The sequence below is a fragment of the Caulobacter sp. GW821-FHT11A05 genome (assembly GCF_058809015.1).
Window position 1 is genome coordinate 259,948 of sequence record NZ_JBXASF010000002.1, and the last position, 13,422, is coordinate 273,369.

Below are 13,422 nucleotides of genomic sequence, written 5' to 3' on the forward strand. Positions count from 1 at the left end.
TTGCCTTTCTTAGGCGGTGAAGCCGGAAGAGCCGGCGCGCGAGGAATTACTGTCGGCGTGCCAGCTCCCTTGGTCGTTGGTCTCGTCACCAACGTTGGCGCACCGTCTTGAGCGAAGGTTGGTCGCTTGGAGAACTTGTCCATAGAGCGCCTTTCGAATCTAGAATTTCAACATATCCAGGACGATATCCCTGTGATCAAAGCGCCGCGCCCGCTGTTTGCAAAAGTCCTTGAGATTCTTGCAAACATGCGACTTAGCGGTTAGGGCCTTGATTGCCGGCGCATATTCATTTGCAGCCATGCCGTCCAAATAGTCGCAAATAGTTTCTTCTATAAAATCGGCAGTTTTTCCTTTTATGGCACCGTCGCTAATCGTGATTACAAAATAGTCGAAGTGGCCCAGTATTTGGCCAACGCAGAAATTAAACCTATGACGGCTGGGGTCTTCCTCGTCGGTGAGCGCAGCAGCGCTCATGCAGCAATCCCAGAGTTCTCTGGATATTGCGAGAAAGTTCTGCCCAATCGAAATGTTGGTGGCCTGGCGGGCCAGACTAACTTGGTATCCTACGAAGAATAGAGCGAGCACTGCGGCAAATGCCGTGATTGCGTCAGCCCAATTGGGGGCATCCATCTGTGCTTACTTCGAGGGAGGCGGCGGCGGCGGGGGTGGCGGTGAAGGTGCCGCAGGCACGACAGTCGGCGTTCCTACGTTGGGGCTCGGCGCAGGGCTTACGCCCACGCTTGGTGCGCCCTTTTGAAAAGGCACTGGTCCCCCATTCTTGTCAGCCATTTCAGATTTCCTAGTTCATTAGGAACCAACTAGAACAAAAAGGAAACAAAATCAAATGTTCTAGACCGCGATCGGCGCCTTGATCGTCGGATGCGCCTGGTAGCCCTCGACCAGGAAGTCGCCGAGTTCGAAGGCGAACAGGTCGTCCTTGTCGGCCAGGGTCATGGTCGGGAACAGGTAGGGCTCGCGGGCCAGCTGCTGTTTGGCCTGGTCCAGATGGTTCAGATAGAGGTGGGCGTCGCCGAAGGTGTGGACGAACTCGCCGGGCTCAAGCCCCGTCACCTTGGCGACCATCATCGTCAGCAGGGCGTAGCTGGCGATGTTGAACGGCACGCCCAGGAAGACGTCGGCGCTGCGCTGGTAGAGCTGGCAGCTGAGGCGCCCGTCGGCGACGAAGAACTGGAACAGGCAGTGGCAGGGCGGCAGGGCCATGTCCTCGACATCGGCCGGGTTCCAGGCGCTGACGATGTGGCGGCGGCTGTTGGGGTTGGTCCTGATGGCCTCGACCACCGCGCTGATCTGGTCGATCACCCGCCCGTCGGGGGCGGTCCAGCTGCGCCACTGCTTGCCGTAGACGGGGCCCAGGTCGCCCTCGGCGTTGGCCCATTCGTCCCAGATGCTGACGCCATGGTCCTTGAGGTAGCGGATGTTGGTCTCGCCGCGCAGGAACCACAGCAGTTCGACGATGATCGAGCGCAGGTGCAGCTTCTTGGTGGTCAGCAGGGGGAACCCCTGGCTGAGGTCGAAGCGCATCTGGCGGCCGAAGACGCCAAGCGTGCCGGTGCCGGTGCGGTCGCCGCGCTGGACGCCATTGGCCATGATGTCGGCCAGCAGGCCGAGGTACTGGCGCTCCCCGTGGTCGGCGGGGGCCGGTTGCGGCGAGGCGGACAGAACGGGTGCGACGAGGGCCATGGGCGGGCAGCCTCGCCGCGAATCAGCGTCCTGCAAAGTGGCGTTGGCGTGAACATCCACAGCCGCGACGATTTATCCGCAGGACACCCGGCGGCGGGCGTCGTCAGAGCCACCAGTTGGCGGAATCGCCGGTGACGTCGCCGTTGACCTTCATCTGGTAGTCGACCCTGCCGTCGCCGGTGACGTCGAGCTTCAGCGTGGTGATCCCGCCAGAGAAGGTCAGGGTCATCTGGCCCGCGGTCCTGGTGAAGGCCGAGACCAGGGTGAAGGCGTCGTCGGCGCCGCCGGCTATGGCGTCGATGCCGGAGAGGTCGATGGCGTCGCCCTCGGCCGTCGAGAAGTCGTACAGCTGGTCGGTCTCGAGGGTTGGGCCGAAGGCGTGGGCGACGAGGAACAGATCCGCCCCCAGCCCGCCGCGCAGCAGGTCGTTGCCGGCCCCGCCCCGGATCACGTCGTCGCCGTCATTGCCGTTGAGGGTGTCGACGCCGCCCAGGCCCGAGAGGACATTGGCGCCGCTGTTGCCTTGGAGGTTGTTGGCCTCGCCGTTGCCGGTCGCGTTGACGTCACTGGTCCCCTGCAGTTCCAGCGCCTCGATATTGTCGGCCAGCTCCCAGCTGAAGGCCGCGCGGACCAGGTCGTAGCCCTCGCCGGCCGCCTCGACCGTCTGGTCGCCGCCATTGTCGACGATGAAGACGTCGTTGCCGAGCCCGCCGACCAGGATGTCCGCGCCGGCGCCGCCGTCGAGGTAGTCGTTGCCATCGCCGCCGTTCAGGGCGTCGATGTCGGCCTCGCCCTCCAGGCGATCGTTGCCGCCGTCGCCGCCCAGGGTGTCGGCGCCCAGGCCGCCGTAGAGCTTGTCCGCCCCGTCGCCGCCCGCCAGCTCGTCGGTCCCGTCGTCGCCGAACAGGCTGTCGCCGCCCAGGCCGCCGATCAGGTCGTCGGCGCCGGCGCCGCCGAGCAGGACATCGTTGCCGTCGCCGCCGTCGAGGATGTCGTTGGCCTCGCCGCCATCGAGGCGGTCCTTGCCGCCCATGCCGCTGAGCTGGTCCTCGCCGAGATGGCCGCTCAGGAAGTCGGCGCCCGCGCCGCCGACATCCAGCTGGTCACGGATGCGGCCGTAGATGACGTAGGCCGCGCCCGCTGATCCGCTCGGGCCCCGGGCGCCGACGATCAGGTCGTCGAAGCCGTCGCCGTTGAGATCGCCCGCCCCCGAAACCGAGACGCCGAAGGCCGAGTTGTACGAAGCGCCTCGGATTCGGAAACCAGCATGCCCGTCCAGCGCGGCCGTATCGATAACGCCGCTGCCGAAGTTGGCCTTGCCGTACAGGACAATGGCCTCACCCCGGCCGAAGCCCGCGACGGCCGGCGCGCCGATGATCAGGTCGTCATAGCCATCGCCGTCGATGTCGCCGGCCGAGGCGACGGAAGTCCCGGTCTCGCTGAAGGACAGGGCGCCCGGAATGAGGAAGCCGTCCGAGCCGTCCAGCGCGGCGAGGTCGCGATAGGGGCCGAAGACCGGTTTGCCGAATACGACGTAGGCGCCGCCATACAGGTTGCCGTTCGGCCGTCGGGCGGAACCGATGATCAGGTCCTCGAACCCGTCGCCGTTGACGTCCCCCGCCGAGGCGACGGAGCGACCGCTGAAATCATAGGCCTGGGCGCCGAAGATGTTGCTGGAGGCGGAGACGGCGGGACTGAGCACCTCAGTGGCCGAAAAGGCGCCCGCCTTGCCGTAGATCACGAAGGTCGAGCCCCCATAGTTCCGGCCGCCGAAGCTCGTACCGGGGGTGGTGACCAGGAGGTCGTCGTAGCCATCGCCGTTGACGTTGGCCACGCCGACGGCCGACCCGAACTCGACCGGCAACGACAGGCCGAAGAGGCGGAAGCCGTTCGAACCATCGAGGTCGCCCGGCGCCAGCGTCGCCGCCATCGGGTCCCTTGTGCCGAAGATGACGTAGACGACCCCGGTGTTGGGGCCGTTGTCATCGTTGAGCGGCGCGCTGACGACCAGGTCGGAAAGACCGTCGCCGTTGATGTCGCCCGACCGCACCGTCTGCCCGGCCAGGTCGTAGGCCCCGGGGCTGAAGCGGAAGCCGTTCGTCCCATCGAGGTCGGCGACCTGCAGGTCGGCCGCGAAGCCGGTGGCCTTGCCGAACACCACATAGGCCCCGCCCTTGCCGGCCGCGTCGCCGACGGCGCCGACGATCAGGTCGCCATAGCCGTCGCCGTTGAAGTCGCCGGCCGAGGCGACGCTGTAGCCGGCGAAGGCGTCGGCGTTCGGTCCATGGATGCGGAAGCCGTTGGTCCCGTCCAGCGCCGCGAGGTCGGGGTTGGCGGGCAGGCCCGAGGCGGTCCCGAACAGGACGTAGGCGGTTCCGGAGTTGGCGCCGTTGGGATCGGCGTGCGTCGCCCCGACGATGATGTCCAGATAGCCATCGCCATTGACGTCGCCGGCGCTGGCGACGGCCGCGCCGAAGCGGTCGCCCACCGTGACGCCGCCGATGACCATGCCGACATCGGGGGTGAGCGTGCTGACGTTGAGAACGGCGGGGAAGTTCATGGCGGGCCTCGTCTATTCACGGCCGCCCGGGCGGGCGGCTGCTATGCCCGTTTCAAGTATGCCGATCGCGACCCGCCCGGCAGTGTGCAAATTTGACAGGGGGGGGGCGGCCCTCGGCTCTACAGCAGCCAGTCCCCACTCTCGCCAGTGACGTCGCCGTTGATCTTCACCTGGTAGTCGACCTTGCCGTCGCCTGTGACGTCGAGCTTCAGGGTCGTGATGCCGCCCGCGAAGGTCAGGGTCATCTGGCCCGCGACCTTGCTGAAGGCCGAGACCAGCGTGAAGGCGTCGTCGGCGCCGCCGGCGATGGCGTCGATGCTGGAGAGCTCGATGATGTCGCCCTCGGCGGCGCTGAAGTCATAGATCTGGTCGGTCTCGAGCACCGGGCCGAAGGCATGGAGGACAGAGAAGGTGTCCGCCCCCAGCCCGCCACGCAGCAGGTCGTTACCGAGGCCGCCGACGATGAAGTCGTCGCCGTCGTTGCCGTTGAGGGTGTCGACTCCGGCCCCGCCATCGAGGGTGTTGCCGCCGGTGTTGCCCTGCAGGTTGTTGGCCAGGTCGTTGCCGGCCCCGTCGAAGCCGCCGGAGCCCTGCAGTTCCAGGGCCTCGACATTGGCGGCCAGGGCCCAGGCGCGGTTGGCGCGGACGATGTCGTAGCCTTCGCCCGCCTGTTCGACGATCTGCTCGCCGAAGGTGTCGATGATGTAGACGTCGTTGCCCGCGCCGCCGACCAGGATGTCGATGCCCGCGCCGCCGTCGAGATAGTCGTTGCCGTCGCCGCCGTTCAGGGTGTCGGCCTCGCTCCCCCCGTCCATGCGGTCGTTGCCGACGTCGCCGTTCAGGACATCGGCGCCTGTACCGCCATAAAGCTTGTCCGCCCCGTCGCCGCCCGACAGCTCGTCTGCGCCGGCGTCGCCGAACAGGCTGTCGCCGCCCAGCCCGCCGATCAGGTCGTCGGCCCCTTCGCCGCCATACAGCAGGTCGGTGTTGGCCGCCCCGTCGAGGATGTCGTCGCCGTCGCCGCCTTCCAGGCGGTCCTTGCCGAGGTGCCCGGTGAGCGTATCGCCGCCCGTCGTCCCGACCTTCACCAGGTCACGGGCCTGGCCGTAGATGATGTAGGCCAGGCCGGTCGGGGTGTAGACGCCGCCCGTCGAGGAGCCGACAATCAGGTCGTCGAAGCCGTCGCCGTTGAGATCGCCGGCTCCGGATACAGACGCCCCGAAGGCCGAGATCGAGCCGCCGCGGACGCGGAAGCCGTCCTGGCCGTCCAGCGCGGCCGTATCGATGACTCCGCTGTCGAACGCAGCCTTGCCGTAGAGGACATAGACCTCGCCGTTGCCCAGGGCGGCCACGGCCGGGGCGCCGATGATCAGGTCGTCGTAGCCGTCGGCGTCGATGTCGCCGGCCGAGGCGACGGACACGCCCAACTGGGTCTGCAACAGAAATCCCGGAATGAGGAAGCCGTCCGAGCCGTCCAGGTTGCCGGGGAAGAGGTAGGGATCGAGCCCGGCCTTGCCGAACACCACATAGGCGCCGCCGTACTGGCTGCCGTTTGGCCGCCAGACGGAGCTGACGATCAGATCCTCGACCCCGTCGCCGTTGACATCGCCCGCCGAGGCGATGGACCGGCCGAGGTAATCGGTCGGCTCAGCGCCCTGGAGGTGGCTGGAATTGACGAAATCGGGTGTCATGGCGGCTGTGAAACCGCCCGCCTTGCCATAGACCACATAGGCCGCGCCCTGATAGGCGACGCCCTCGACGGGGGCGGTGGCGAGGATGTCGTCGTACCCGTCGCCGTTGACGTCGGCCACCCCGATCGCTGACCCAAACTCGATCGGCGCGCCGGCGCCGACGATGCGGAAACCGTTGGCGCCGTCCAGATCGCCGGGCGCCAGGGTCGCGTCCATCGGGTCCGTCGTGCCGAAGATCACATAGACCGCCCCGCCGCTGGCGTAGGCGGCGTCGTTCAGCGGCGCGTTGACGATCAGGTCCGAGAGGCCATCGCCGTTGATGTCACCCGACTGGACCCTGCCGCCGGTCAGGTCGAAGACACCGATGCCGGGGCCGAAGTGGAACCCGTTGGTCCCGTCGAGGTCGGAGACCTGAAGATCGACCGCGAAACCCGAAGCCTTGCCGAACACCACATAGGCCCCGCCGGCGCCGTCGGCCTCGCCAGGCGCGCCGAGGATCAGGTCGCCGTAGCCGTCGCCGTTGAAGTCACCGGCCGAGGCGACTCCGTAGCCGGCGACCGCTTCGGCGGCCGGCCCATGGATGCGGAAACCGTTGGTCCCGTCGAGCGCGGCGACGTTGACGCTGCTCGGCAGGCCGGTGGCGGTTCCGAACAGGACGTAGGCGGTTCCCGAATTCGTCCCGTTGGGCGCGGCGCGCGGCGCCCCGACGATGAGGTCCAGATAGCCGTCGCCGTTGACGTCGCCGGCGCTCGCGACACTGCCCCCGAACTGCTCGCCCGGCGTCGCGCCGCTGATGACGGTCACGCCCGGCTGGGTAAGGTGGGGGAAGAGCTGGAGAACAGACGGAAAGTTCATGGCGGGCCTCGGCGGTCGCTAAATCCAAGCTGCGTATGCCGATCGGCCCTGCTCCGGCAGTGTGCAAATTTGACACCGGACCGCCCGGGACAACTCAAAATGCGTGGTCCGTCCGCCAAACATCGTGCAGTCTGCGGTGCGTGGCCTGGGGTGAGGATCATAGCGGCGGCGCGTCGGACGCCGAGGTGGCGCTGGCGGCGGCCGCCTGGCGCTATTGCGGGCCGGAGGGCTACGCGCCCTACCTGCGCCACCCGGCCTGCGGGACCCAGGCCCGGGCCACCCTGAACAACTGGCTGGTCATTCCCGGGCGCGGCAGCTCGCTGCAGGGCTCGATCCGCGACATCGCCCACTGGGTGGCGGCCGAGAAGGCCATGGTGCTGGCCGCCCAGCCGGAGGGGCTGACATCGGCGACCCTGGCGCGGCTGCTGCGCAAGCTGAAACTGGCCAGCCGCGGGCGGGCGCGGGCGACCCTGGTCTATCTGCAATACCTGCGGCTGATCGAGCCCATTGCCGAGCTCGGGCCGGCCGGCGAGCGCCGATACCAGCCGACACAGGCGCTGCGGGCCTTCATCAACGGCCGCTTCCGCCGCGATCTGGAGGAGATGGTCCCGATCGAGCCGCTGGCCGGCCAACTTCTGGCCCGTTGGGAGGAGCCTGGGGTGTTCGAGCGGTTCATGGCCGCCGGCGAGGCGATCACCCTGGCCGCCATACACCACAAGCCGGACGATACGATCTCGCTGGACGTGTTGGCCGAGCGCAACGCCGGCATGACCCTGATCGGCCAGATCCTGCTGACCGACGATCCGGGCGAGGCCTGGCCGCCGCGCGGGCCGGTGCGGCTGAACGTGCTGGACCTGGTCCGACGCAGCGGGGCGCCGCGGCACCAGGTCAACCATCTGATCAAGCTGGCCCGCCAGGAGGGTTTCCTGATTCCCCAGGCCGACGGGACCATGGCTTTCGGCCACGACTTCCCGGGCCGCGTGGCGCGGATGGTGGCCATGTACTGGCGCACCCTGGCCTGGCGAGCCGGCGCGGCGGTGGCGGGCTAGGCGCCGATTACCCCACCGGCGGCATGAATATGTCTAGACATATTCATATTGGGGGCCCTCGACGGGGTCGTTCTGGCGACCCGAAACCGACAGCAATTTGCGCAAAACCGGGCGGCCCGATGTTGGTCCGGCGACGACAATCGGGCCAACATCCGGCGACAGCCGACCAACCGTCCGACCCACGCGCCAGGCCACATCCACAGCCCCTGGACCAACCCTGCGGGCACAGTTTCGCCAATGTTTTCAAGCGCGATCAACCGCATCGCCCCCTTCCGGGCGAGACGCGCGGTATAATGGTTGGCCGCTTCGATAGTCAGCCCGCGAACCCGCCCTCGTCGAGGAACGCCTGCTCCGCCGGCGTCGTCTCCCGGCCCAGCGCCTTGTTGCGGTGGGGAAAGCGGCCGAACTTCTGGATGATGTCGCGGTGGATCAGGGCGTACTTCACCGTCTCGGCGTCGTTCAGCTCGTCGGCCAGGCCCTGGCAGAGGGCGACGGAGACGTCCTGGTCGGCCGGGTCCTCGCTGTGCTCGAAGGGCAGGTAGAAGAAGGGGCGCAACTCGGGGGCCACCTTGGTGTCGAAGCCGCGCGACATGGCGTGGCGGGCGATGGCCCGGGCCTTGGGATCGGTGGCGTAGGAGTGGGCGCTGCCGCGGAACAGGTTGCGGGGAAACTGGTCGAGCAGGATCAGCAGGGCCAGGCAGCCGTCGGCGCTGTCCATCCAGTGGTCGTACTCGCCGCGGGCGGCGGCGAAGTGGACGGGTTCGAACTTCAGGCGGATGGCGGCGTCGAAGCGGTCGTCCTTGGCGAACCACTTCTGGTGGCCGGCGGTGGTCCAGAAGGTCAGGACATCGTTGGGATGGGCGGGCATGCGGCGAGGGTTAACGAGGCTGGCTTTTCGTTCAAGTGCCGTTCAGGTTGGAAGTCGCATCTGGATGGCTCGATGGACATTCGCGCCCGCCATAAAACATGGCCAGGGCTGGAGATCGGGAATGAAGAAGGTTTTAGCGGCCGGCGCCGCCCTGGCCCTGGTGTTGGGAACCGCCGCCCTGGCAGCGCCGCGCGAGGAGCGTGACGGTCGCGGACCGCGGGCCGAGGTGGAGCAGGAACAGCCCAGGCCGGCCAGGGAGCCGCGCGGCGAGCGCGGCGGCGAGCGTGGCGGTCGCGGCGAACGCGGCCCGCGGCCTCCGCGCCAGGATCCGGCCCCGCCGGCGGCCCAGCCGCCCGGCGGCGGCGGTCAGAGCGGCTTTGACCGCGGCAATCCCGGCAGCGGCAAGGCCGGCGTCAACGGTCGCGGCCCGCGCGGCGACTGGAACCGTGGCGGCAATGGCGGCGCCCAGCCGCCGCAGCAACCGCGCGGCGACTGGGATCGCAACAACGACGGCCGTCCCGATCGCGGCGGCGACCGGGGTGGTCGCGGCGGACGCGGCCCCGGCAACGGCGGCGTCGTGCCGCCCAACCGCGGCAACGACTGGGATCGCAACAACGATGGCCGTCCTGACCGGGGCGGGCAGGGCGGTCGTGACGGCCGCGACGGCCGGGGCGACTGGGACCGCAACAACGATGGCCGTCCTGACCGGGGCGGGCAAGGCGGTCGTGACGGCCGCGATGGCCGGGGCGGCTGGGACCGCAACAACGATGGCCGCCCCGATCGCGGCGGCCAGCAGGGCGGTCGTGACGGCCGCGATGGCCGGGGCGGCTGGGATCGCAACAACGATGGCCGCTGGGACGGCCGCCGTCCGGGCGAGGGCCGCCAGGCCCGCAACCGCGACCGGGGTCGTCACTGGTACGACAGCCGCCACTGGCGGCATGAATACCGGTCCTCGCGCCGCTTCCGGCTGGGCGTCTACATCTACCCGCGCGGCTGGTACAGCAACAGCTGGCGCTATGGCGATATCCTGCCCTACGGCTGGTACGGCTCGAACTACTACCTGAACGACTGGTGGAGCTACGGCCTGCCGATGCCGCCGATCGGCTGCGAGTGGGTCCGCGTCGGCGACGACGCCTACCTGGTCGACGTCTGGAGCGGCCGGGTGCTCAGCGTCTACTACGACCTGTTCTGGTAAGGCCTTCCGCCTTGTCCATGACGACGGCCCCGGGGGTGACTCCGGGGCCGTTTCATGATTGCTGGGCCAGTGAAGCGCTCCCTTGCCTCGACCCTGTTGGCCTGCCTGCTGCTGTCGGCCTGCACGCCGCCCTCACCGGAGGCCCCGCCGGCGTCGGCGCCGGAAGAGCAGGCCTCCTGCCACAGCTACGACGCTGTGGATCGCGCCGCTCTGGCTGCCTACGAGGCGCAACTGCCCAGACGGCTGGCGCGGGCCGCCGAGGTGGCGCGGGAGCTCAACGTCAGTCTGACGCCGCCGCCCGGCTTCGAGGCTAGGCGGGTGATTGGGACGGAGCTCGAGCACGGCTGGATTTCCGACACGGTGACGATCGCCTTCGGCTCGAAGGACGGGCGCTGGTGGCTGCGCAGCCGTCACAAGTTTGGCCGGGAGGACGACCGGGAAGGGCCGATGTTGCCGGCCGCCGTGGCCGAGCTGGAGGCGGCGCTTGGCCAGGACTGTCTCTATGCCGAGCCGGTCTACATGCCCGAGGCTGTTCCGATGAAAGATGGCAGCGCCCCAATGTGCTTCGATGGAACCTCGACCGTTCTGCAGATCGAGACGGCCGGCCGGCGGCGCAGTTCCTACCAGCTGTGCCACGGCTGGGGTTACACCGAAGAGGTCCGTGTCGCCCTCTATCACGCCATCCGTCCGCCGCCGGCCGAGTAGCCATCGGCGCCGTGCGGCGGTTTTTCCCCATGCCGAGGAACGCCAACCTTGACGTTCGCGCAAAATTCCGCTGGATAGCGTCGCTTTGCTGCACTGCCGTTGCGCAGGTGCGGCGTAAATCGCTGCCTTGGAGAATAAATCATGCGCGTCTACTACGACCGCGACGCTGATCTGGCCCGCATCCTGGACCGCAAGATCGCCGTCGTAGGCTATGGCAGCCAGGGTCGGGCCCACGCGCTTAACCTCAAGGACAGCGGCGCGACCAACGTGGTGGTGGCGCTTCGTCCCGACTCCTCGACGGCCAAGAAGGTCGAGGCCGACGGCCTGAAGGTGATGACCGTCGCCGAGGCCGCCGCCTGGGCCGACATGCTGATGATCCTGGCCCCCGACGAGCTGCAACGCGGCATCTACGCCAACGAGATCGCCCCCAACATCCGCGACGGCGCGGCCTTGCTGTTCGCCCACGGCCTGAACGTCCACTTCGGGCTGATCGAGCCGAAGGCCAGCGTCGACGTGCTGATGGTCGCCCCCAAGGGTCCCGGCCATACGGTGCGCGGCGAGTACCAGAAGGGCGGCGGCGTGCCCTGCCTGATCGCGGTGCATCAGGACGCCACCGGCAACGCCCTCGACCTGGGCCTGGCCTACGCCAGCGCCATCGGTGGCGGCCGCTCGGGCATCATCGAGACCAACTTCCGCGAGGAATGCGAGACCGACCTGTTCGGCGAGCAGGTGGTGCTGTGCGGCGGCCTGGTTGAACTGATCCGCGCCGGGTTCGAAACTCTGGTCGAAGCCGGCTACGCGCCGGAAATGGCCTATTTCGAATGCCTGCACGAGGTGAAGCTGATCGTCGACCTGATCTATGAAGGCGGCATCGCCAACATGAACTACTCGATCAGCAACACGGCCGAGTACGGCGAGTACGTCACCGGCCCGCGCATCGTCACCGCCGACACCAAGGCGGAGATGAAGCGGGTGCTGGAGGACATCCAGTCGGGCCGCTTCGTGCGCGACTTCATGGCCGAGAACACCGTCGGCCAGCCCAGCTTCAAGGCCACCCGCCGCCGCAACGCCGAACATCCCATCGAGGAGGTCGGCGAGCGTCTGCGCGGCATGATGCCGTGGATTACGAAGAATAAACTGGTCGACAAGGCCCGGAACTGATGAAAGTTCCCCCGCCCGGCCCCAGCTGTTTGGGGCCGGACGGGGGAGTTTTTCGATCGTGAAGCGTATGTTTTTCGGCGTCGGCCTGGCCGCGCTGATCGCGGGGCCGGCGCTGGCCCAGACCGAAGTGTCCGGCCTCGAGATCCGCGCCGACAACACCGTCATCCTGCGGGTCACCGTGTCCGGTGACATGGGGCCGAAGACCGTCGTGGTCAGCGACGGCGTGGTCGGCGTCAACTGCGGGCCCGACCTCTACAAATACACCGAGCATGAAAACCGGCAGTGCTGGGTCTGGGTGCGCCGGAGCAAGCCGGTGGTGCTGAGCGCCAAAGGCATGAAGGGCGCCCATGGCCGCGACTGGTCGGTGGCCTGGACCGGCTGCGAGGTGCTTCAGGACGGGGCGGCCTGCCGCATCAATCCCGAGAACGAGACCAACGTATCGGCGGTGTTCAAAGGCCAGCCGCAGTAACAGAGCTGGCGCTGAGCGGCGCAACCACGCAAGCATCGCCGCCATGACCCCTGTCACCGCCCAGAGCCTGCCCGCCGGCGCCCTGCTCGCCCGCTACCGCGACGCCGGCGCCTATACGGACTGCTTTGTCACCACCGTGGCGGGGCATGTCAGTCAGGCCCGCTACGTCGAGGCCTTCTACACCTCAGCCCTGTTCAAGCTGGAGCGGCTGTTCCTGGCCTGGACCGTGCGGCGCCCCTCGACGGACCTGCAGGTTCGCGAGCTGGCCGCGGGGAACACCGCCGCCTTCGCCGCCTGGACGGTGGAGGACCGGACGGCCGACCAGCTTCTGGTCTGCGACTACCAGGGTCTGACGCGGTCCTGGCTGATGACGGCGCGGGGGACGGCTGACGGGGCTCCGGCCACGACCCTGTATTTCGGCTCCGCGGTGGCGCCGCGGGAGGGAGACAAGGTCAGCGCCGGGATCTTCCGGGCCCTGGCCGGGATTCACCGGCTGTACGCCCGCGCCCTGCTGCGTTCGGCAGTCGCCCGCCTTTCAAGCGGGGCCTTGGCCGCTTAGGTAGGGATATGCGCCGCATCCAATCCCTGTTCCTGGCCGGGCCCGACCTCTGGTACCCCGACGCCGACGCCCATCTGGAGCGCCAACGGCTGGTCGCCGAGCAGGCGGGCTTCCTGGTGCTGGAGCCGGCGGTGTTGCCGGCCGAAGTGCGCGACGCCGGGGAGTTGGCGGCGCGGGCCATGTACGCCGAGCGGGTGTCGCGGCTGCGGCGGGCCGATGCGGGGATCGTCAACCTGACGCCGTTTCGCGGCCCGGCGGCCGACGCGGCGGCGACCTTCGAGATGGGTTTCCTGGCGGGGCTGGGTAAACCGCTGGTCGGTTGGATCAACCTCAGCGACGAGCTGGAGGCGGAGTACCGCGAGCGGGTTGAGGCCTGGATGGGCGCCCGGCCGGACGACGCCGGCGTCTGGCGCGACGGCGAGGACTGCGAGATCGAGGACCTGGGCCTGCCGGAGGCGACCATGCTGTGGGCGGAACTGCGGCGCCTGTTCGTGATCGTCACCGACGATCCGATGCATGACCTGACGGGGTTCGGGATGTGTCTGGAGGCGTTGCGGATGTACGCGGAATAGGGCGCGGATATCCCTCCCGTTCATGGGGAGGGAGGTT

The 13,422-nt window shown here is 68.3% G+C and carries 12 protein-coding genes; 7 read left to right on the top strand and 5 right to left on the bottom strand.

Going from position 1 to position 13,422, the window contains the following annotated elements:
* Positions 1-159: 159 nt before the first annotated feature.
* The 4 genes from AC1RSK_RS04145 to AC1RSK_RS04160 all read right to left on the bottom strand — a co-directional run bounded on the left by AC1RSK_RS04145 (position 160) and on the right by AC1RSK_RS04160 (position 6,807).
* On the bottom strand, positions 160-630 hold the full coding sequence (locus tag AC1RSK_RS04145) for a hypothetical protein (protein WP_492905796.1): 471 nt from the start codon (positions 628-630) through the stop codon (positions 160-162).
* 219 nt (positions 631-849) lie between these two features.
* Positions 850-1,701 (bottom strand): thymidylate synthase, encoded by an 852-nt coding sequence (locus tag AC1RSK_RS04150; protein WP_492905798.1) that lies wholly within the window; start codon positions 1,699-1,701, stop codon positions 850-852.
* A 103-nt stretch (positions 1,702-1,804) separates the two neighbouring features.
* A complete protein-coding gene (locus tag AC1RSK_RS04155; RefSeq protein WP_492905799.1) occupies positions 1,805-4,261 on the bottom strand; it encodes a calcium-binding protein in 2,457 nt (818 codons plus the stop codon).
* Between the two features lie 119 nt (positions 4,262-4,380).
* Entirely contained in the window at positions 4,381-6,807 is a 2,427-nt protein-coding gene (locus AC1RSK_RS04160; protein WP_492905801.1) for a hypothetical protein, read from the bottom strand.
* A 140-nt stretch (positions 6,808-6,947) separates the two neighbouring features.
* Between AC1RSK_RS04160 and AC1RSK_RS04165 the strand changes: the two genes are divergently transcribed.
* A complete protein-coding gene (locus AC1RSK_RS04165) occupies positions 6,948-7,856 on the top strand; it encodes a hypothetical protein (RefSeq protein ID WP_492905802.1) in 909 nt (302 codons plus the stop codon).
* A gap of 313 nt (positions 7,857-8,169) precedes the next feature.
* Here the strand turns inward: AC1RSK_RS04165 and AC1RSK_RS04170 are convergent, their stop codons facing one another.
* Positions 8,170-8,724 carry a DUF924 family protein gene (locus tag AC1RSK_RS04170; RefSeq protein WP_492905804.1) on the bottom strand — a complete coding sequence of 185 codons (555 nt, stop codon included), beginning with the start codon at positions 8,722-8,724 and terminating at the stop codon, positions 8,170-8,172.
* A 121-nt stretch (positions 8,725-8,845) separates the two neighbouring features.
* Between AC1RSK_RS04170 and AC1RSK_RS04175 the strand changes: the two genes are divergently transcribed.
* From AC1RSK_RS04175 to AC1RSK_RS04200, 6 genes are all read left to right on the top strand, one after another.
* Positions 8,846-9,919 (top strand): RcnB family protein, encoded by a 1,074-nt coding sequence (locus AC1RSK_RS04175; RefSeq protein WP_492905806.1) that lies wholly within the window; start codon positions 8,846-8,848, stop codon positions 9,917-9,919.
* A 69-nt stretch (positions 9,920-9,988) separates the two neighbouring features.
* Positions 9,989-10,624, top strand: coding sequence for a hypothetical protein (locus AC1RSK_RS04180; protein WP_492905807.1), 636 nt, complete (start codon positions 9,989-9,991; stop codon positions 10,622-10,624).
* A 141-nt stretch (positions 10,625-10,765) separates the two neighbouring features.
* On the top strand, positions 10,766-11,785 hold the full coding sequence (gene ilvC, locus AC1RSK_RS04185; RefSeq protein WP_492905809.1) for a ketol-acid reductoisomerase: 1,020 nt from the start codon (positions 10,766-10,768) through the stop codon (positions 11,783-11,785).
* A 58-nt stretch (positions 11,786-11,843) separates the two neighbouring features.
* Entirely contained in the window at positions 11,844-12,254 is a 411-nt protein-coding gene (locus AC1RSK_RS04190) for a hypothetical protein (protein WP_492905810.1), read from the top strand.
* A gap of 43 nt (positions 12,255-12,297) precedes the next feature.
* Positions 12,298-12,813 (top strand): hypothetical protein, encoded by a 516-nt coding sequence (locus AC1RSK_RS04195; protein WP_492905812.1) that lies wholly within the window; start codon positions 12,298-12,300, stop codon positions 12,811-12,813.
* Positions 12,814-12,821: 8 nt separating this feature from the next.
* Positions 12,822-13,385 (top strand): nucleoside 2-deoxyribosyltransferase, encoded by a 564-nt coding sequence (locus tag AC1RSK_RS04200; protein ID WP_492905814.1) that lies wholly within the window; start codon positions 12,822-12,824, stop codon positions 13,383-13,385.
* The last annotated feature ends 37 nt before the right edge of the window (positions 13,386-13,422 follow it).